At 71.3% G+C, this 19696-nt stretch carries 20 protein-coding genes; 9 read left to right on the forward strand and 11 right to left on the reverse strand.

All coding sequences use genetic code 11. From position 1 onward, the window contains the following. Positions 1–101: 101 nt before the first annotated feature. The 6 genes from DEJ49_RS25345 to mce all read right to left on the reverse strand — a co-directional run bounded on the left by DEJ49_RS25345 (position 102) and on the right by mce (position 8538). On the reverse strand, positions 102–914 hold the full coding sequence (locus DEJ49_RS25345; protein ID WP_223832990.1) for a hypothetical protein: 813 nt from the start codon (positions 912–914) through the stop codon (positions 102–104). 25 nt (positions 915–939) lie between these two features. Beyond that, positions 940–1710: an ABC transporter permease gene (locus DEJ49_RS25350; RefSeq protein WP_150186255.1), complete on the reverse strand. Its 771-nt coding sequence runs from the start codon at positions 1708–1710 to the stop codon at positions 940–942. A gap of 3 nt (positions 1711–1713) precedes the next feature. Then, a complete protein-coding gene (locus DEJ49_RS25355) occupies positions 1714–2694 on the reverse strand; it encodes an ABC transporter ATP-binding protein (RefSeq protein ID WP_150186256.1) in 981 nt (326 codons plus the stop codon). Positions 2695–2769: 75 nt separating this feature from the next. Then, complete coding sequence (locus DEJ49_RS25360; RefSeq protein WP_055700062.1) at positions 2770–3705, reverse strand: hypothetical protein; 936 nt, start codon at positions 3703–3705, stop codon at positions 2770–2772. 182 nt (positions 3706–3887) lie between these two features. Next, a complete protein-coding gene (gene scy / locus DEJ49_RS25365) occupies positions 3888–7859 on the reverse strand; it encodes a polarized growth protein Scy (protein ID WP_150186257.1) in 3972 nt (1323 codons plus the stop codon). A 238-nt stretch (positions 7860–8097) separates the two neighbouring features. Further along, positions 8098–8538: a methylmalonyl-CoA epimerase gene (gene mce / locus DEJ49_RS25370; RefSeq protein WP_150186258.1), complete on the reverse strand. Its 441-nt coding sequence runs from the start codon at positions 8536–8538 to the stop codon at positions 8098–8100. 138 nt (positions 8539–8676) lie between these two features. Here mce and DEJ49_RS25375 point away from each other — a divergent pair, with 138 nt between their 5' ends. Beyond that, on the forward strand, positions 8677–9879 hold the full coding sequence (locus DEJ49_RS25375) for an acetyl-CoA C-acetyltransferase (RefSeq protein ID WP_150186259.1): 1203 nt from the start codon (positions 8677–8679) through the stop codon (positions 9877–9879). A gap of 57 nt (positions 9880–9936) precedes the next feature. After that, positions 9937–10896: a methylmalonyl Co-A mutase-associated GTPase MeaB gene (gene meaB, locus DEJ49_RS25380; protein ID WP_150186260.1), complete on the forward strand. Its 960-nt coding sequence runs from the start codon at positions 9937–9939 to the stop codon at positions 10894–10896. Positions 10897–10965: 69 nt separating this feature from the next. Here the strand turns inward: meaB and DEJ49_RS25385 are convergent, their stop codons facing one another. After that, positions 10966–11649: a PepSY domain-containing protein gene (locus DEJ49_RS25385; RefSeq protein WP_150186261.1), complete on the reverse strand. Its 684-nt coding sequence runs from the start codon at positions 11647–11649 to the stop codon at positions 10966–10968. Positions 11650–11799: 150 nt separating this feature from the next. Here DEJ49_RS25385 and DEJ49_RS25390 point away from each other — a divergent pair, with 150 nt between their 5' ends. Both DEJ49_RS25390 and DEJ49_RS25395 read left to right on the forward strand, forming a co-directional pair. Continuing rightward, positions 11800–12465 (forward strand): response regulator transcription factor, encoded by a 666-nt coding sequence (locus DEJ49_RS25390; RefSeq protein WP_150172321.1) that lies wholly within the window; start codon positions 11800–11802, stop codon positions 12463–12465. Positions 12466–12470: 5 nt separating this feature from the next. Further along, entirely contained in the window at positions 12471–13919 is a 1449-nt protein-coding gene (locus DEJ49_RS25395; RefSeq protein ID WP_150188462.1) for a sensor histidine kinase, read from the forward strand. A 31-nt stretch (positions 13920–13950) separates the two neighbouring features. On the opposite strand, the gene DEJ49_RS25400 is transcribed toward DEJ49_RS25395, so the two are convergent. From DEJ49_RS25400 to DEJ49_RS25415, 4 genes are all read right to left on the reverse strand, one after another. Then, on the reverse strand, positions 13951–14427 hold the full coding sequence (locus DEJ49_RS25400) for a MarR family winged helix-turn-helix transcriptional regulator (RefSeq protein WP_150172322.1): 477 nt from the start codon (positions 14425–14427) through the stop codon (positions 13951–13953). A 118-nt stretch (positions 14428–14545) separates the two neighbouring features. Further along, on the reverse strand, positions 14546–15301 hold the full coding sequence (locus tag DEJ49_RS25405; protein WP_150188463.1) for an AIM24 family protein: 756 nt from the start codon (positions 15299–15301) through the stop codon (positions 14546–14548). Positions 15302–15357: 56 nt separating this feature from the next. Next, a complete protein-coding gene (locus tag DEJ49_RS25410; RefSeq protein WP_150186262.1) occupies positions 15358–16008 on the reverse strand; it encodes an AIM24 family protein in 651 nt (216 codons plus the stop codon). Position 16009: 1 nt separating this feature from the next. Continuing rightward, positions 16010–16648: an AIM24 family protein gene (locus tag DEJ49_RS25415; RefSeq protein ID WP_150186263.1), complete on the reverse strand. Its 639-nt coding sequence runs from the start codon at positions 16646–16648 to the stop codon at positions 16010–16012. 167 nt (positions 16649–16815) lie between these two features. On the opposite strand from DEJ49_RS25415, the gene DEJ49_RS25420 reads away from it, so the two are divergent. The 5 genes from DEJ49_RS25420 to DEJ49_RS25440 all read left to right on the forward strand — a co-directional run bounded on the left by DEJ49_RS25420 (position 16816) and on the right by DEJ49_RS25440 (position 19673). Continuing rightward, entirely contained in the window at positions 16816–17166 is a 351-nt protein-coding gene (locus DEJ49_RS25420; protein ID WP_150186264.1) for a DUF3817 domain-containing protein, read from the forward strand. Continuing rightward, positions 17163–17456, forward strand: coding sequence for an MTH1187 family thiamine-binding protein (locus DEJ49_RS25425; RefSeq protein WP_150186265.1), 294 nt, complete (start codon positions 17163–17165; stop codon positions 17454–17456). The genes DEJ49_RS25420 and DEJ49_RS25425 overlap by 4 nt, the downstream gene beginning before the upstream one ends. 146 nt (positions 17457–17602) lie before the next feature. Then, positions 17603–18340: a hypothetical protein gene (locus DEJ49_RS25430; RefSeq protein WP_150186266.1), complete on the forward strand. Its 738-nt coding sequence runs from the start codon at positions 17603–17605 to the stop codon at positions 18338–18340. Between the two features lie 29 nt (positions 18341–18369). Further along, complete coding sequence (locus DEJ49_RS25435) at positions 18370–19026, forward strand: DUF4166 domain-containing protein (RefSeq protein ID WP_150188464.1); 657 nt, start codon at positions 18370–18372, stop codon at positions 19024–19026. After that, complete coding sequence (locus DEJ49_RS25440; protein ID WP_150186267.1) at positions 19023–19673, forward strand: TetR/AcrR family transcriptional regulator; 651 nt, start codon at positions 19023–19025, stop codon at positions 19671–19673. The genes DEJ49_RS25435 and DEJ49_RS25440 overlap by 4 nt, the downstream gene beginning before the upstream one ends. Positions 19674–19696: the final 23 nt, after the last annotated feature.

The following is a 19696-nucleotide window of genomic DNA, read 5'->3' on the forward strand; positions in this document are numbered from 1 at the left end:
AGGGTTAGGAGGATAACGGTGGGCTGACGGTTCCAGCCAAGAGCAAGTAAAACCGGCGCTTCACACGGACGGGTGGGGTAGCTCGTCCACGCCCGCTGTGTCTACGGCAGATCCGTCCAGGGCAGCACCCAGCCCTCCTCCGCGAAGAGCAGCGTGCCCCGGGCGCGCAGCTCCGGGTCCGCGGCCGCCCTGCGCACCCATGTGGCCGCGTCCGGGCCGAGCAGCTCGCGCAGCGGCGCGGACGCGTCGAGCAGAGCGTCGAGGAGCGCGGCCTGGTCGCCGCCCCCTGGCCGCGGCAGGCCGGTGAGCGGGTCGGCGAGGACACCGCGCGCGCTGACGTAGACGGACGCGCCGGTGAGCGGCTCGCCCGACGGCAGGGTCATCCCGTACGCCTCCCCGGACAGCGGGACGCGCCGGTAGTTGGGGAGCTCGGTGGCGTCGATCGCGGGCAGCTGCGCGGGGTCCAGCCACGAGACGACGAGCGTGCGCCGCTCCCCGGCGCGCGCGTAGGGCGCGGTCGCCACGTATCCGGCGCGGCCGATGTGCGCCGAGCAGCCGATGCCGAGACCGCGCAGCCGCACGGGCACCATCGGCACCGTGTTGGGGATGCCGAGCCTGCCGAGCTTGTGGGCGAGCTGGCCGGGGGAGGCGTTCGAGCCGACGGCGAGCACGGGGTGACGTCCGGCGACGGGCGCCTGCCCGAGGGCGCCGAGGACGTCGTCCAGCGTGCGCCGGGCCCCGGCGGCTTCGACGCCCCACGTGCCGAGGCCGCCCGGCCGCGCCCGCAACGGCAGCAGCTCGGTCCCGGTCAGCAGGGCGGGGGCGGTGACGGGCAGGCCCGGGTAGGTCAGGGGCTGCAGCATGGGCACCCCGTCGAGGCCGAGCGCCGCGAGCCCGCGGTCCTGTGCCGTCACACGCCCCCCTGAGGTACCGCTGCCGCTACGCGTCCCGCTTCTTCAGCAGTACGTACCCACCGATCAGCGCGAGCACCACCCACGCCAGCATGATCGCGAGACCGCCCCACGGCCCGTACGGGGTGTCGTCGTCGAACGGCGACTTGACCTGCATGATCTTGCTCCCGGCCTGGTCCGGCAGGAAGCGGCCGATCTTCTTCGTCGCCGATACGTTGCCGAGGATGCTGGAGATCAGGAAGAAGAAGGGCATCAGGATGCCGAGGGAGAGCATCGGGCTGCGCAGCATCGCCGCGACGCCCATCGAGAACACCGCGATCAGCGTCATGTAGAGCGCGCCGCCGATCACGGCACGCAGCACACCGGGGTCACCGAGGTGCGCCTTGTACGGGCCGAGCATCGCCTGCCCCACGAAGAACGTGACGAAGCTGGTGGCCAGGCCCACCACGAACGCGAGCAGCGTCGCCACGGCGATCTTGCCGAACAGGAACGTGGCGCGCTGCGGGACCGCGGCGAGCGAGGTGCGGATCATGCCGGTGCTGTACTCGTTCGCGACGACGAGCACACCGAAGACGATCATCGCGAGCTGGCCGAGGGACATCCCGGCGAAGCTGATGTACGTCGGGTCGAAGGTCAGCCTGTCCTTGGCGTCGAGCCCGTCGTAGTCGTTCTTGGACAGGATGCTGATCAACGTGCCGAGCGCGATCGTGACGACGAAGGCGAGGCCGAGCGTCCAGATGGTCGACGAGACCGAGCGGATCTTGGTCCACTCGGATTGCAGTATTTGTGTCGCGGCCATCGCTCAGGCCCCCTTTCGCTGCTGCTGCTGCCAGCCGTCGCCCCAGCCGCCGGGCGGGGGCGGTTGTGCGGCTGTGTCGCCCGTGTGCGCGTGGTACTCGACCGACTCCGCGGTGAGCTGCATGAAGGCTTCTTCCAGGGAGGCCTGCTGGGGACTCAGTTCATGGAGGACCAGCTGACGGCTCGCGGCGAGCTCGCCGAGCTCCTCGGCCGGCGTCCCGTCCACTTCGAGGGCGCCGTTGCCCGCCTCGACCGCGGTGATGCCCGCCTCGTGCAGGACGTCGAGGAGGCGTTCGCGCTGTGGGGAGCGGAGTCTGACGTACGACCGCGAGTTCCGCCGGATGAAGTCGGACATCGACATGTCGGCGAGGAGGCGGCCCTGTCCGATGACGACGAGGTGGTCGGCGGTGAGCGCCATCTCGCTCATCAGGTGCGAGGAGACGAAGACCGTACGCCCTTGTGCGGCAAGGGACTTCATCAGGTTGCGGATCCAGTGGATGCCCTCGGGGTCGAGGCCGTTGACGGGCTCGTCGAACATCAGGATCTCGGGGTCGCCGAGGAGCGCCCCCGCGATGCCGAGGCGCTGGCCCATGCCGAGCGAGAAGCCCTTGGCCTTCTTCTTCGCGACGGCGGTCAGGCCGACGGTGTCCAGGACCTCGGCGACGCGGGCGCGCGGGATGCCGTTGCTCTGCGCGAGGCACAGGAGGTGGTTGTAGGCGCTGCGGCCGCCGTGCATCGCTTTGGCGTCGAGCAGGGCGCCGATGTACTTGAGGGGGTCCTTCAGCTGCGCGTAGTGCCGGCCGTCGATGCGGACGGAGCCGGCCGACGGGTTGTCGAGGCCGAGCAGCATGCGCATGGTCGTGGACTTCCCCGCCCCGTTCGGCCCGAGAAAGCCGGTGACCATGCCAGGCCGGACGGTGAAGGTCAGGTTGTTGACGGCCATTTTCTCGCCGTACCGCTTGGTCAGCCCCTCGAGCTCAATCATGCGGCAACGCTAAAACGGGACAAAGCCCCCTGCCACCGGAGTGGCGGGGGGGCTTCGCTGTCCTGACGGAGCGCTTCAGCGGGTCTGCTGCGCAGGGACCCCACGGGAGATCGGCTCGTCCTCGGCAGGCGTCCCGGCGGCAGCCACAGCCGCACCCGTGAGCGTCGCCAGCATCTCGCGCACGTTCGTCAGCTGCGCGTTGATGGAGTCGCGACGGTTCGTCAGAGCGGCGAGCTCGCGCTCGGACTCCGAACGGATGCGGTCCGCCTTCGCGTTCGCGTCGGCCACGATGTCCTCGGCCTGGCGCTGCGCGGTCTCCACCGTCTGACGGGCGCGGCGCTCCGCGTCCGTACGCAGCTTCTCGGCCTCCAGACGCAGCTGCTCCGCGCGGTGCTCGATCTCCGCGAGGCGCTTCTCCGCCTTGGCCTGACGCGAGGCCAGATCACGCTCGGACTGCTCACGGCGCTTGGCGAGGTTCGTCTCGAAGTCCGCGGCGGCCTGGGCGGCCTTGGCGCGGGTCTCCTCGAAGAGGGCGTCGGCCTCCTCACGCTTGGACTGCGCGTCCTTCTGGGCCTCGGCCCGCAGCGCGCTCGCCTCGCCCTTGGCCTTCTCGACGATCCGGACGCCCTCGTCCTCGGCCTTGGCCTTGCGCTCGGCCGCGAACGACTCGGCGTCGTTGCGCACCTGCTGGGCTGCGGACTCGGCGAGCTCGCGGTGCTGCTCGGCGGCGCGCCGGGCCTCCTCGCGCAGGTCCTTCGCCTCCTCCTCCGCGAGGCGGAGGATCTTCTCGACGCGGGCACCGAGACCGGCGTACGACGGCTCGGCGTCGGCGACCTGGGCCTGGGCGTTCTGCGTCTCGAGGTGCAGTTCCTCGATGCGCTTTTCCAGAGCAGTGATGCGGGCAAGAGCGCTGTCACGGTCGGAGACGAGCTTGGAGATACGTTCGTCCACCTGAGCGCGGTCGTACCCACGCCGCACAAGCTCGAAGCCGTAGGGGGAAGTGTCGCTCATGGGGTTCCTGTCGAATGAGACCGGTGAGGTGATAGAGGGAATCCTAGGGGTCCAAGCGGCGTGTCATCGAGCAGATGCCCGTTTGATCTGGAGAATGACACCCCTTTTGAGTGGTCAACCGCGGGAGTGCTTGCCAGGGACAGGGCCAAAGGTCCTTTCAGAGCACGGGCAATGCTCCTTGGCTACCCATCCGACTGCTTCCCACTCGAACGTGTAGACCCTGCCGCGGCTCCGGCCTTGACGCCACCCGCGGCCGAGCCGCTGCCGGGCCCGGTCTTCGCACCGCCTGACGGGGCCTCGAAAGACTCCAACGCCTCCAGCACGTCCTGGACACGGGAGATCTCCGCATTGATGTCGGCGCGACGGCGGACGAGGACCTCCAGCTCCTGCTTGCCCTCCTCGACCATGCGCGTCGCCTCGGCCTCGGCCTCGGCCTTGATGCGCTCCGCCTCGCGCGTCAGCTCGCTCTTCTTCGCCTCGGCCTCCTTCAGGAGACCCTCGGCCTTCTTCACGGCCGAGATACGGACCTTGCTCGCCTCGGAGTTGGCGTCCGAGACGAGTTCCTTCGCCTTCGCCTCGGCCTCGGCCAGCTGCTCCTCCGCCGCCTTGACCAGCGCGTCGCAGCGCTCGCCCGCCGTCTTCATCGCCTCCGCGGACTCCCGGCGCGCCCGCTCGTGCATCTCCTCGATCTCGGCCGTCAGACGGTCGCGCTGCTCCTCCGCGCGCTCCCTTATGGCGGTCGCGTCGCCACGGGCACCGACCAGCAGCTCGTCCGCGTCCGTACGCGCCTTCTCCACCAGCGAGTTGCCCTCGACCGTCGCCGCCGCGACCAGCCGCTCGGCCTCCTTGCGGGCCGCGCCCACCATCGTGTCGGCCTGCGCCTCGGCGTCCGTCGTCGCCTTGAGCGCCTTCTCCTGCGCGTCCGCCGTCAGCTTCTCCGCCTCTGCGGCCGCCTCCGTGATGAGCGTGTCGACCTGCTCGGCCGCTTCCTGACGGCGCTTGTTGGCGGCCTGACGGGCCTCGTCGAGGGTCCGCTCCGCCTCCTCGCGCGCCTCGGACGTGAGCCGCTCGGCCTCCCGCGCCGCCTCCGCCTTGACCCGCTCGGACTCGTTGCGGATCCGCTCGGAGTGCTGCTGCGCGGAGTTGACCGTCTCCGCGGCCTCGGCGCGCAGCCGCTCCGCGTCGCCCGACGCGTCCGCGATGAGCTTCTCGGCCTTCGCCACCGACTCCGCGCGGACCCGCTCCGCCTCGGTCGTCGTCTCGGCCTTGAGGCGCTCCGCCTCCGCGGTGGACTCGGCACGCAGCCGCTCCGCCTGCTCCAGCGCTTCCGTACGGACCCGCTCGGCCTCCGCGGCCGTGTCGGACTGCAGCTTCTCGGCCTCGCTGCGGGCCTCGCCGATCAGCGTGTCGGCCTGGCTCGCGGCGTCGTTGCGGATGCGGTTGGCGTCCTCGCGGGCGTCGGCGCGCGTACGGGACGCGTCCTGCTCGGCCTGCGCGATGGTGTCCGACGCCTCCGTGCGCACCCGCTGGGCGTGCTCCGAGGCGTCCGAACGCATCCGCTCGGCCTCCGCGATGGCGTCCGAGACGGTGCGCTCGGCAAGGGCCTTCGCGGCCTCCGACGCCTCCGTCGCCTCGCGCCGGGTGCGGTTGGCGTCCTCGGTGGCGCGCTCCCGCTCCGCGTAGGCGTCGGAGCGGACGCGGTCGGCCTCCTCCTGCGCCTCCGTCCTCGTGCGCTCGGCGGCGTGCTCGGCGGCCGAACGCAGGCCCGCGACCTCCTCCTGCGCCGCCTCGTGCAGACCGGCGACGGAGTCCCGTACCGACTGGGCGTGCTGCTCGGCGGCCGAGACCATCTCGGTCGCGCGCCGGTCGGCCTCCTCGACCAGCCGGATCGCCTCGGCCTGCGCCTCCTCGACGCGCTTGCGGGCGGAGGCGAGGAGCTCCTCGCTCTGCTCGCGGGCCCGCTCGCGCTCCTGATCGGCCTCCGCGCGGGCGGAGCCCAGCGTCTCCTCGGCCTCGCGGCGACGGCGCGCCGCCTCCTCCTGCGCGGCGGCCAGCTCCTCGGCGGCCTCCGCGCCCACGCGCTCGGCGGCGGCAGCGGCCTCCGCGCGCACGCGGTCGGCGGACTCCTGCGCCTCGGTCTTCAGTCGCTCGGCCTCGGCGGCGGCCTCCGAACGCAGGCGCACGGCGATGTTCTCGCCCTCCGCGCGGGCCTGTGACGCGTCGGCGGCGGCCTCCGTGCGCAGCCGCTCCGCCTCCGTCTCGGCCTGCGACTGGAGCGTACGGATCCGCTCGGCGGCCTCCGTGCGCAGCCGGTCCGTCTCGTCCGCGGCCTCCTTGCGGATGCGCTCGGCCTCCGCGCGGGCGTCGGTCAGCGCCTGCTCGGCGGCCGAAAGACGCTCCTCGGCCTCCGTGTGCAGCCGCGTCAGCTCTTCGGCGGCCTCGGCCTGCCGGGCCGCTATGGCCTGCTCGGTCTCCTCGCGCAGCGCCCGCGCGGCCTCCTCGGCCCCCGACTTCGTGGCCTCGGCCTGCTCGGCGGCCTCCTCGCGGTGCCGCTCGGCCTCCGCGCGGGTGCGCTCCAGGGTCTCCTCGGCCTGCGTGCGCAGCGTCGTGGCACGCTCGACGGCCTCGGCGCGGACCCGCTCGCTCTCGGTGGTCGCGGCCGTACGCAGCTCATCCGCGTCGGCCTTCGCCTTGGCGAGGAGCTCCTCGGCGGACTTGGCCGCCTCCTCGATCTGCTGGACGGCCTCGCGCCGCGCCTCGCTGCGGATGCGGTCGCCCTCGGCGGCCGCGTCGGCCCGCAGCTGCTCGGCCTCGCCGCGCAGCCTGCGCGCCTCCTCCTGCAGCTCGACGGTCTTGGCGCGGTACTCCTTGGTGTCGTCCTTCGCCGCGCCCTTGAGCTCCTCGGCGATGTCGTGCGCCTCCGCGCGCAGCCGGTCCGCTTCGGCCTCCGCCTCGGAGCGGATCCGCTCGGCCTGCTCGGTGGCGGCCTTCGTGGTCTCCTTGGCGTTCTTGGACGCCTTGTCGAGGACTTCCTCGGCGGTCCGCGCCGCCTTCGCGAGCTGGCCCGCGGTCTCCTCGGCGGTGATCGTGCGCGCCTTCTCGGCGGCCTCCGCGATCAGCTTCTCGGCCTCCGCGCGGGCGTCGGCGACCAGCTGCTCGGCCTCGGACCTGGTGGCCTCCGCCTCCTTGGTGGCCTCGCCGACCAGGCGTGCGACCTGCTCCTTCGCGGTGCGCGTGCGCTGTTCGTTGGCGCCCTCGGCGGCCTGGAGCTGCTTGGTCGCGGTCTCCTTGGCCTCGGCGAGCACCTTCTCGGCCTCGGCGCGCGCCTCGCGCAGCGCCGTCTCGGCCTCGGCCATGCGCTGCTCGGCGGCGCGGCTCGCCTCGGCGGCCTGGCGGCGCGCCTGCTCCGTCTCGGCCGCCGTGCTGGACCGCAGCTGCTCGGCGTGGTCGGTGGCCTCCTGGGCCTGCGTCGACGCGGCGTTCAGGAGACGCTCGGCGTCCGAACGGGCACGGCGCAGGATGGCCTCGGCCTCGGCGCGGGCGGCCTCGGCGTCACCGGCGAGGCGCTGGCGCGCCTCCTCGGCGACGCGGGCGGCCTCCGCGCGGGCGGCGGCCAGGGCCTGGTCGGCCTCGGCGCGCGACTCGTCGAGGAGACGGCGGGCCTGCTGCTCGGTGCGGGCCCTGAGCTGCTCGGCCCAGGCCACGTTCTCGTTGACGTGCGACTCGACGGTCTGCCGGCGCTCGTTCAGCTCCTGGTCGAGCTGCTGGCGCCGCGTCACGGCCTCGGTGTGCAGCTCGGACTGGAGCCTGGCCTGCTGCTCGGCGTGCTCCTGGAGGATGCGCTGGGTCTGCGCCCTGGCGTCCCGCAGCTCGCGCTCGGCATCGGCGCGCAGCTGTTCGGCCTGGATCTGGGCATTGCGGAGCAACTGCTCGGCCTGATACCCGATGTCCGCGCTGTCGTAGGCAGGGCGGGACGCGAGGTTGCGGCGCGCCTCGTGCAGCTTGGCGCGCAACACCTCGACCTGGTAGCCGAGGTCCTCGGCGTGCTGGACGGCCTTCTCCCGCTCGGTCTTCAGCCGGTCCATCTCGGCCTCGAACCGGGACAGACTGTCGGTCTCAGCCCGCGAGTTCTCTTGGCGTTCGTAGCCCCGCACTGCGCGGTCCCATCCTTCCCCAAGCTCGTCGAGCAGGGGATACCCCAACCCTGGTCGCACGTCTCTCCAACGAGCCCCGTCCATCCGCCGAACGAGGCCCCCGGGGGAATGGTGTCAGATCAACAGCGGAGCATGGGCTGCTGCCCCGACGCTCGTCCCCCGAAACCCGGACCCCGGCATGTGGCCGCCCCGACTTCGGACGGCCGCCCCTCACCCTACCGGCCCGGATATGGGGAGGTCAGTGCTCCAGGGAGTCGGAGGGCGCCGAAGTGACAAGTTCCGTCAGGACGCCGTGACAGTCCTTCGGGTGCAGGAAGGTGATGCGCGAGCCCATGGAGCCGATGCGGGGCTCGTCGTAGAGGACGCGTACGCCCTTGTCCTTGATGGCCGCGGCGTCGCCGTCGACGTCCGCGGTGCCGAAGGCGATGTGGTGCACGCCCTCGCCGTTCTTGGCCAGCCACTTGCCGACCGCGGAGTCGTCGCGGGTCGGTTCCAGAAGCTGCAGGTAGGAGGCGCCTCCGTCGCCGGTGTCGTTGATCTTCAGCATGGCCTCGCGCACGCCCTGCTCTTCGTTGACCTCGGAGTGGGTCACCTCGAATCCGTACGTCGCGCGGTAGAACTCGACGGTCTTGTCGAGGTCGAAACAGGCGATCCCGATGTGATCGATTCGCGTCAGCATGCTTCAAGTGCAGCGCTTGATGCAGTGATTACGCAACGTGCGCGCGATCACAGTCGCCGCCCGGTGACGGCGGGGGTACTGCTCAGTACATTCAGATAAACCCTCGTTAACTCCTCTCCTCCCAAGGGGTCGTCGCACATGGCAGGAACGACCGGCACCACCTCAGTGATCGTCTCGGGCGCACGCACGCCCATGGGCCGTCTCCTCGGCTCCCTGAAGTCCTTCTCGGGTGCGGATCTGGGGGGATTCGCGATCAAGGCCGCGCTGGAGCGCGCGGGCATCGGAGGCGACCAGGTCCAGTACGTGATCATGGGCCAGGTGCTCCAGGCCGGGACAGGGCAGATCCCGGCACGCCAGGCCGCCGTCAAGGCGGGCATCCCCATGAACGTCCCCGCGCTGACCATCAACAAGGTCTGTCTGTCGGGCCTCGACTCCATCGCGCTCGCCGACCAGCTCATCCGCGCCGGCGAGTTCGACATCGTGGTGGCCGGCGGTCAGGAGTCCATGACCAACGCCCCGCACCTGCTCCCCAAGTCCCGTGAGGGCCACAAGTACGGCGCGATCGAAATGATCGACTCCATGGCGTACGACGGCCTGACCGACTCCTTCGACGGCGTCGCGATGGGCGAGTCCACGGAGAAGCACAACACCCGCCTGGGCATCGGCCGCCCGGAGCAGGACGAAGTGGCCGCCCTGTCCCACCAGCGGGCCGCCGCCGCGCAGAAGAACGGCCTGTTCGAGGCCGAGATCACCCCCGTCGAGATCCCGCAGCGCAAGGGCGACCCGGTCCTCTTCGCCCAGGACGAGGGCATCCGCGGCGAGACCACCGTGGAGACCCTCGCCAAGCTGCGCCCGGCCTTCGCCAAGGACGGCACGATCACGGCGGGCACGTCCTCGCAGATCTCCGACGGCGCCGCCGCCGTCGTGGTGATGTCCAAGGCCAAGGCGGAGGAGCTCGGCCTCGCCTGGCTCGCCGAGATCGGCGCGCACGGCAACGTGGCGGGCCCCGACAGCTCACTCCAGTCGCAGCCCTCCAACGCCATCCAGCACGCCCTGAAGAAGGAGGGCCTGGCGGTCGCGGACCTCGACCTCATCGAGATCAACGAGGCCTTCGCCGCCGTCGCCGTGCAGTCAATGAAGGACCTCGGGGTGTCCTCGGAAAAGGTGAACGTCAACGGCGGAGCGATCGCGCTGGGTCACCCGATCGGGATGTCCGGCGCGCGGCTCGTGCTGCACCTCGCCCTGGAGCTGAAGCGCCGGGGCGGCGGCGTGGGCGCGGCCGCGCTGTGCGGTGGCGGCGGCCAGGGCGACGCCCTGATCGTCAAGGTGGCCAAGGCCTAGGCCCCCCTCGGCCGGCCGCTGTCGTCTCGTACGTAGTACGTAGTGAACGGAGCTGTGATGCAGGACGTCCCCTCCCTGGTGGCGCAGGCCCGCGAGGGCAGGCCGCGGGCCGTGGCCCGGCTGATCTCACTGGTCGAGGGGGCGTCACCGCAGCTGCGTGAAGTGATGGCGGCGCTGGCGCCGCTCGCCGGCCACGCGTACGTGGTCGGCCTCACGGGATCCCCCGGTGTCGGCAAGTCGACATCGACGTCCGCGCTCGTGAGCGCCTACCGGCGTACGGGGAAGCGGGTCGGTGTCCTCGCCGTCGACCCGTCGTCCCCCTTCTCCGGCGGCGCGCTTCTCGGCGACCGCGTGCGGATGTCCGACCACGCGTCCGACCCGGGCGTCTACATCCGCTCCATGGCCACCCGCGGTCACCTCGGCGGGCTCGCCTGGGCCGCGCCGCAGGCCATCCGTGTGCTCGACGCGGCGGGCTGCGACGTGATCCTCGTCGAGACCGTCGGCGTCGGACAGTCCGAGGTGGAGATCGCCTCCCAGGCGGACACCTCCGTCGTGCTCCTCGCGCCCGGCATGGGCGACGGCATCCAGGCGGCGAAGGCCGGAATCCTGGAGATCGGCGACGTGTACGTCGTCAACAAGGCGGACCGCGACGGCGCCGACGCGACCGCGCGCGAACTGAACCACATGCTGGGCCTCGGCGAGTCCCGCGGCCCCGGCGACTGGCGCCCGCCCATCGTGAAGACGGTCGCGGCGCGCGGCGAGGGCGTCGACGAGGTCGTCGAGGCGCTGGAGAAGCACCGGGCGTGGATGGAGGAGCGGGGGGTCCTCGGCGAGCGCCGGGTCGCCCGCGCCTCCCGCGAGGTCGAGACGATCGCCGTCACGGCCCTGCGCGAGCGCATCGGCTCGCTCCACGGCGACCTGCGGCTCTCCGCGCTCGCGGAGCGGATCGTGGCGGGGGAGCTGGATCCGTACACGGCGGCGGACGAGCTCGTCGAAGGCCTGACGGAGAGCGTCTGACGGAGAGCTGAGACATGCCGCAGGGGCGGCGTCGGTGACGCCGCCCCTGCGGTGGTGCTCCTGTGGGCGTCAGTCGTCGTCCTGACCGTCGTGGTCGCCGTGGTCGTCGTCGTGCGTGTCCGTGCGGTCGGCCGTGACCTTGCCGGTCTTCAGGTCGACGTCGTACTCGGACTCGGCGCCCTTCGCGTCGGTCGTCTCCACGTTCCAGGCGGTCGCCGTGCCGTCGTCGTCCAGGTCCACGGAGGTCACCGTGCCCTTGTCGGCGCCGGCCTTCGCGGCGTCCGCGGCGCTGACGGAGGCGCCCTTCAGGGCGGAGTTGATGCGGGCGGCGTCGGCGGCGTCCTCGGCGGCGTCGTCCTTGTCGTCGTCCTTGTCGACCCAGGAGCCCAGGACCTTGCCCGTGCCCGGGTCGACCTCGACGCTGTGCCAGGTCTTGCCCTTCAGGATGTCGACGTCCCAGACCAGGCCGCCGTCCTCGTCGTCGAGCTCGGCGGAGACCGCGGTGCCGGACGTGTCCGCGAGGGCCGCCTTGATGGCGTCGGCGGCGGTCACCTTGGCTGCCTTCGCCTCCGCGGTGTTCTCGGCGGCGTCGTCGCGGTCGTCGTCCCGGTCGTCCTTGCGGTCGCTGTCCTTCAGCTGGACGCTCGACTTGCTCGCGGCGCTGTCGTCGTCACCGCCGGTCGCGAAGGCTGCGGTGCCGCCTCCGATCAGGGCCGCGGCGGCGACGGTGGCGATGACGATGTTGCGCTTCATGAGGGTCCTCCCGAGAAGTGGGCGGTGTGAGCGGCGGCCCGGGGGCCGCCGCCGTTCGCTTTCGACACGGACCAATCTGGCGGAGCGATCCTGAACGCACGCTGAAGCCGCCTGAAGAACTCTTCAGCTTCGCTCTGCCACCCTGAACGCATGCGCCTGTTGATCGTGGAGGACGAGAAGCGACTGGCCCTGTCGCTGGCCAAGGGCCTGACGGCCGAGGGCTTCGCCGTGGACGTCGTCCACGACGGCGTCGACGGGCTCCACCGCGCGAGCGAGGGCACGTACGACCTGGTGATCCTCGACATCATGCTGCCCGGCATGAACGGCTACCGCGTCTGCTCCACGCTCCGAGCCGCGGGACACGACGTGCCGATCCTCATGCTCACGGCCAAGGACGGCGAGTACGACGAGGCCGAGGGCCTCGACACCGGCGCGGACGACTACCTCACCAAGCCCTTCTCGTACGTCGTGCTGGTCGCCCGCGTGAAGGCGCTGCTGCGCCGCCGCGGCACCGCGGGCCCCTCGCCGGTCCACACCCTGGGCGACCTCAGGATCGACACGGCGGCGCGCCGCGTCTTCCGCGGCGAGGACGAAGTGACGCTCACGGCCAAGGAGTTCGCGGTCCTGGAACAGCTGGTGCTGCGGAGCGGCGAGGTCGTCTCCAAAGGCGACATCCTGGACCACGTCTGGGACTTCGCGTACGAGGGCGATCCCAACATCGTCGAGGTGTACGTGAGCACGCTGCGGCGCAAGCTCGGCGCGGCCCTCATCAAGACGGTGCGCGGTGCCGGTTACCGCCTGGAGGCCCCGCGATGAGCAGGATGAGCCGCCTGTTCGGATCGGTGCGGGCCCGGGCCACGCTCGGCGCGAGCCTCGTCGTCGCCCTCGCCCTGGTCGCGGCGGGCGCCGCCGTGCTGCTCTCGCTGCGGGGCAACCTCACCGACCAGGCGGGCTCCCGGGCCGACTCGGCCGCCCGCAAGGTCGCCTCACAGCTCCTCACGGTCCGGTCGTTCGGCGACCTGGACCTGCCGGACGACGAGGACCAGCCCGTCCAGGTCGTCGACGGCGACGGCAGGCTGGTCGCGGCCAACGACGACCTGCAGCGGATCAGCGGCACGGGCGTCGACCAGGTGAAGCCGGGCCGTGGGGGAGCGGGGGCGAAGGAGGACGGCGGCGACGTCGAGGACCGCGGGGACCGTGAGGACCGCGGGGACCGCGAGGACGGGGAGATCGACGACGAGACCAAGTACACCGACGGCTCCGCCACCATCGACGGCGAGAGCGCCCAGTACCGCTTCGCCGCCGTCGAGGTGAGCTCGCCGAAGGGTGACTTCACCGTCTACGCGGGCGGTTCGCTCGCCAGTGAGAAGAGCGCGGTGTCCACGGCGCTGACGGCGATGCTGATCGGTTTCCCGCTGCTCCTCGCGGTCGTCGCCGGCGTCACCTGGCTGGTGACACGGCGCGCCCTGCGCCCGGTCGCCGCGATCACCGCGGAGATGTCCGCGATCACCGCGTCGGAGGACCTCGCGCGCCGCGTGCCCGAACCGGACACGCACGACGAGATCGCCCGCCTCGCCCGCACCACGAACGAGACGCTGACCGCGCTGCAGACCTCCGTGGAGCGCCAGCGTCGGTTCGTGGCGGACGCCTCGCACGAGCTGCGCAGCCCCATCGCCTCGCTGCGCACCCAGCTCGAAGTGGGCGCCGCGCACCCGGAGCTGCTGGACGTCGACGGCGCCGTCGAGGACACCGTGCGGCTCCAGGAACTCGCCGCCGACCTGCTGCTCCTGGCCCGTCTGGACGCGGGGGAGAAGCCGGGGGCGGGCCGCGTCGACCTGGCGGCCTTCGTGCGCGAGGAGCTCTCGCAGCGCACCCGGGACCGCGTCGAGGTGCACGCGGAGCTGAAGAGCGCCGAAGTCGCGGGCTCCCGGAGCCAGTTGGCGCGGGTGCTCGGCAACCTCCTGAACAACGCGCAGCGGCACGCACGCTCCCGCGTCACGGTCACCACCCGGAGCGACGGGGCCTGGGCGGTCCTTGAGGTGGCCGATGACGGCAGCGGCGTGCCGGAGGGTGAGCGGGAGCGGATCTTCGAGCGGTTCGTACGCCTCGACGACGCGCGGACCCGCGACGAGGGCGGGGCCGGTCTGGGCCTCGCCATCGCGCGGGACGTCGCGGCGCGGCACGGCGGCACGCTCGTGGTGCGGGAGGCGCCGTCCGGTGGTGCGCTGTTCGAGCTGCGGCTGCCGGGCCCTCAGTCGTCGGCGGAATGAGGGGTGCGCCAGGCCGTGGTGGCGGTGCGGATCAGGGCTTGCCGCGCTGGGAGCGCAGGTGTTCCGCGATCGGGGTCAGGGCCTTGCGCAGGTCTTCGAGTGCCTCGTCGGAGATGAGGTCGACGAAGTGCCGCCGCACGGAGGCGACGTGGTGCGGGGCCACCTTCCGCATGGTCTCCATGCCCTCCTCGGTGAGGACGGTGTAGAGCCCCCGGCGGTCGGACTCGCAGTTCTCACGGCGCACCAGACCCGCGTTCTCCATGCGGGTGATCTGGTGGGACAGGCGGCTCTTGGACTGCAGGGTGGCGGCGGCAAGGTCGCTCATCCGCATCCGGAGCTCTTCCGACTCGGAGAGATACACGAGAATGTCGTAGTCGTTCATGGTCAGGTTGAACGGCTGAAGGTCCTTTTCGAGCTGATACGTCAGCATCCTGTTGACCTCCACGTGGGTGCGCCAGGCGCACTGTTCCTCGTCGGTCAGCCACTGCGGGGCCGTCTCGGTCTCCATGGAATCGATTCTACCTAAGAAGTTGAAAGGTGAACGAATGGTGGGATGTGACACGCCTCGCACCACCTGCCTCCAGGAGGGGCACAGGCGTTCGCCGTCACACTCCGCAGACTACCGCTCACAGCCCGAAGCGACGCTGGAGGTCCCCCAGTTGTCCGGGAAGGCGCGGTGCACCCGGCTGCTGACCCGGTTGGCCCGGAGTGCCCCGTCCGCCTGGTACGCCCCCCTGATGAGGCACCTCTCCCGATGCCCGTTCGGGCATCAGCGCCTCGCTGGACTGGAGCAGGACCGTGCCGGCGCCCACGAACTCGAACTGGTGCTCCTCGCCGGACGTCCCGCCGATGCCGGTCAGTGCCCGCACGCCTCCGATCACGCCCGTGAGGTACCCGTGGTCGTAGTGATGGCAGGGTGACGGGCAGTCCGCCCACCCCACGAGTGCCTGTGGATCCACGCGAATCGGAGGCTCCATGAAGACCACGGGGCCGTTCGACGCGGCGACGAACTTGCCCGTGCCGATGAGGGTCAGAAAGCCCGGAACGATCGACTGCTTCAGCGCGAGAGTTGGCTGAAAAGCGAGGAGGTTGCCGGAGCGAATGGTCAGGTTGCCCTCTTCGAGATCGTACGAATTCACGTCGAAGGCCCGGTCGGCGAGGAGCATCTTGCCCTGGCCGTCCGCCACGACCCAGTCGCTCGCGTGCAGCGGCGAATGAAAGCTGGTCCGGACCAGACGGTCCAGGCGGCCGTGCCCGATGCCGTTGAACTCGATCCGCCCGTAGTAGGCGATCATCTTCCCCTTCTGCAGGAACCACTGGTTCCCCTTGAGCTCCACGCAGAAGGTGTATGGATTCACGCTGTCGTCGCTCGGCAGCGTCATCGGGTCGAAGACGGGGGGCGCGCCCGCGGGCGTCGAGACGTTGGGGACGTTGGGGTTCACAGCTTCTCCTCCGAAGCCTGGACGTACACCGCGCCGGTCCCCGACAGCTCCAGCTGGAAGGCCTCACCGGAGCCGCGGCCCACCATGTCGCGCCAGCCGAGCGCCGTGGACAGCTTGTTGCGCACGTCGCCGTGGTGCGCGACATATGCCTGCGGGTCCACGTGCACCGGGCGCTGCGGGGTGATCGGCACCTCGATGACGCCGCCGTGCGCCATGACGGCGACCGCGCCGTGGCCCTTCAGGGTCGTGGTGAACAGGCCCTGGCCGCTCACCTGACCGCGCACCATGCCCATCACGCCGCCCTGGGAGCCCAGGAACATCGTGCCCTGCTGGAGCGTGCCGTCGAAGGCGAGCAGGCGGTCCGCCTCCACGTACAGCGTGTCTCCGGAGAGGCCGATCACCTGGATGTGGTGCCCGCCGTGCCCGAACAGGACGGTGCCGCTGCCCTCGACGGTCATCAAGGGAGTGGCCTCGCCCGCGACCCGGCGCCCGATCATGGAGGCGAGGCCGCCCTGGCCGCCCTGGAGGTTGGGGGTGAAGGAGACCTCCCCCTGATAGGCGAGCATCGCGCCGCGCTGGCTGAAGATCTTGGTGCCGGGGTGCACGGTGGCCTCGATCATCTTCGAGTTGATCTCACGGAAGGGCATGTCACACATCCCCCGCGATCGTCGCCCGCTCGCTGGGCTGGACATAGACCAGCCCCTCGCCCTCGAAGCGGACCTGGAAGGCCTCGCCACCGCCCTCGCCCATGAACGTGCGGAACGTGACCCCGGACTGGAAGCTCTGCCGCACATCGCCCTGATGCGCGATGTACGCCCCCGGGTCCACCGTCAGCGGATACTCCCGCGAGACGCGCAGCGCCACCGCCGGGCCGTCGGAGACGATCGCCGCCTGGCCGGTGCCCTCGACGGTCGTCGTGAACAGGCCGTTCCCCTGCGTCGCGCCGCGCATGCCGGTGAAGCTGGTGCCGGTGCGCAGGCCGGCGTCGGTGCAGAGCAGGTTGCTCGCCTCGACGTACAGCTTCTCGCCGTTCAGCCGCACCAGATTGATCTCGGTGGCGCGGTCGGCGAACCAGCAGGTGCCGTGCCCCTTCACCTCCATCACCGTCATCTGCTCGCCGGTGACGCGGCGGGTCACCATGCCCCGGATGCCCTCGCCGCCGCCGGTCATCTTCTTGAAGGCCATCTGGCCGTCGTACGCCACCATCGAGCCGTTCTTCGCCTTCACGGCGTCGCCCGTCATGTCGACGGCGAGCACTCTGCTCCCTTGGAGCCGGAACGTAGCCACGAATCGACGGTAGCCGCCGCGTACCCACCCAGAACAGGGTGAAGGGCCCTGAGCGAACCCGGAGAACACCCCGATGTCACAATGGGGGTCGCTTGTGCGTCCGTTCACAAGATCGGCGCCGCCGAGCCCCGCCCCCTGCCTGTCGTCCGTCCCACCGAAGGTGACCCGTGGACATCAAAACCGCTTCCGCACTCCGCCGCCTCCGTCTGGTCTCCGTGCCCGAGGGCATTTCCTGGATCGTGCTGTTGGTCTGCACGATCATCAAGTACACGGTCTCCGAGGACTTCAACGTGGCGCCGGTGCTCGGCCCGATCCACGGCGTGCTCTTCGTCCTGTACGTGGTCTTCTGGCTCGACGCCTGGAACCGCGCCAAGTGGGACTTCGGGACCGGCGCGCTGTACTTCGCGTTCTCGTTCATCCCCGGCGGCGGCTTCATGGCCGAGCGCAAGCTGAAGCGTGAGGCCGAGGCCGCGGTGATCGCGTCGCGCGCCCGCAAGGAAGGCGTCGTGAACGCATGATCGTCGCCTTCTCCGTGACCCCGCTCGGGGTCGGCGAGGACGTCGGCGAGTACGTCGCCGACGCGGTCCGTGTGGTCCGCGAGTCCGGCCTCCCGAACCGGACCGACGCCATGTTCACGTCCGTCGAGGGCGAGTGGGACGAGGTGATGGACGTCGTCAAGCGTGCCGTCGCCGCCGTGGAGGCGCGGTCGCCCCGGGTCTCGGTCGTCATGAAGGCGGACATCCGCCCCGGCGTGACGGACGGTCTCACGTCGAAGGTCGAGACGGTGGAGCGGCACCTGTCCGCGTAGACGGCCGGCCTCAAGGTGCACGGAAAGCCCCCGCCCATCACAGGGCGGGGGCTTTTCTCCGCCCACCGACTTGAGCGACTGCTCAAACAGGGGCTACCTTGTGTTTTGAGCGGTCGCTCAAAAAGCCGTCGACGTGGGGGTTTGCCGTGAGTCTGTACATCGAGGCGCGCATACGCGCCGATCTCGACGACCTCTGGGCGCACACCCAGGAACCCGCTCAGCATCGGCGCTGGGACCTCAGGTTCGGCGAGATCGACTACCTCCCGTGCGAGGAGGGCGAGCCGCAGCGTTTCCGGTACGCCACGCGCGTGCTGCCCTTCCTGACCGTCGCCGGCACCGGGGTCTCCGCGGGCGAGAAGCGGCGCCCGGACGGCACCAGGACCTCGGCTCTGCGCTTCGCGTCCCCGCACCCGCTCTCCCTCCTCGAAGAGGGCAGCGGTTACTGGCGCTACGTACCCGCGGAGGACGGCGACGGGGTCCGCTTCCTCACCGGGTACGACTACCGCCCGCGCTGGGGCCGATTCGGGCGGATCACCGACCGGCTGGTCTTCCGCCCCCTCATGGGGTGGGCGACCGCCTGGTCGTTCGACCGGCTCAGGCTGTGGCTGGAGCGGGGGATCACTCCGGAGCGGGCGCTGCTTCACGCGGCGGTGGAGCTGGCCGTTCGCCTGCTGTGCGTGGCCGCCGCGGTCCTCTTCGTACCCATGGTGGCTCTGGCGGTTGCGGCGACGATGCTGATGCTGCCGCCGCTGCCCACGACTCCGGCCGCCCGCCGCTGCCTGCGCAAGGCGCCGGCACGCGCGCGTGCGCCGCGAATTCTCGCCGGCCTCGGCCCGATGACGCCGCGCGCTCCGCGCACCAGGACCGAGGGGCAGTACTCGTGACGCAGCCCTCTTCGATCTTCCGCACCGTCATGGGAGCCGACTTCCACCGCCTGCACCCGCGGATCCAGCGGCGCTTCTCCGTCGGGCTCGCGGGCGGCGAGGCCTGTACGGGGCGGGGCGTCATGGACCGCATCTGGCACGGGCGCGGCTTCGTGAAGCCGTTCCTCGCGCTCGGCGGCACCCGCAACATCCTCGTCCCGCGCCAGGGCAGGAACGTTCCCTTCGTCATCGAGAACGTGCCGTACACCGATACGTACGGCCGTGAGACGGTGACCTTCGTGCGCACCTTCGACTTGCCCGGCGGCCCCCGCCGCTTCGACGCCCACATGGTCCTGAGCCCCAAGGGCGACCGCGTGCTCGACTACCTCGGCACGCACCAGCACCTCGCCAGCGACCTCCACTTCCGTGCGGAGCCCGACGGCTCGCTCCTCATCCGCTCCGGAGAGCACCGGTTCCGGGAGGGGCCCGTCGACTGCCGCGTGCCCTCCCTCATCGGGGGCGACGCGGAGGTCCGCGAATCCTGGGACGAGGCCGCGGGCCGCTTCCGCATCAAGGTCAGCGTCACCAACCCCCGCTTCGGGCCACTGTTCGGCTACGAGGGGTCCTTCACGGCGACGTACACCGACGTCCGCACGTGCGGAGTCCGCCCGGGCCTCCGGCCGGTCCGCGAGGAGGCACGCGCGTGAGTGCGGCCAAGGACCCGGCCAAGAGCCTGGAGACCCGGACCAAGCTCCTCGAGGGCGCGTTGCGTACGTTGACGGAGCAGGGCATCGCCAAGACGTCCGCGCGGAACATCGCGGCGACGGCGGGGGTCAATCAGGCGCTCGTCTTCTACCACTTCGGTTCCGTCGACGAGTTGCTCGCGGCGGCGTGCCGGCACGGGACGGAGCAGCGGGTCTCCCGGTACCGGGAGCGTCTCTCCGGGATCGACTCCCTCGCCGGGCTGCTCGCCTTCGGGCGGGAGATGCACGAGGAGGAGCGCGAGGCGGGGCACGTCGCCGTGCTCGGCCAGCTGCTCGCCGGGTCCCAGACGCAGCCGCGGCTCGCCGTGGCCACGGCGGCGGGGCTCGCCCTCTGGATCGAGGAGATCGAGAAGGTCCTGACGCGGGTGCTTTCGGCGTCCCCGCTCGGGGAGTTCGTGGACGCGGTGGGGCTGGCGCGGGCGGTGGGGGCGTCGTTCGTGGGCATGGAGCTGTACGAAGGGGTGGACGCGGCGGGGGCCGAGCGGGCGCTCGACTCCCTGGAGTCGCTCTCCCTCCTCGTCTCCGCCGTCGAGGACCTCGGGCCGCTGGCCCAGCGGGCGGTCCGGCACCGGCTGCGGCGCCTGCGGTAACCCTGCGGTGGCTGCGGGGTGGG

This window comes from Streptomyces venezuelae, from assembly GCF_008642335.1.
GTDB lineage: Bacteria > Actinomycetota > Actinomycetes > Streptomycetales > Streptomycetaceae > Streptomyces > Streptomyces venezuelae_F.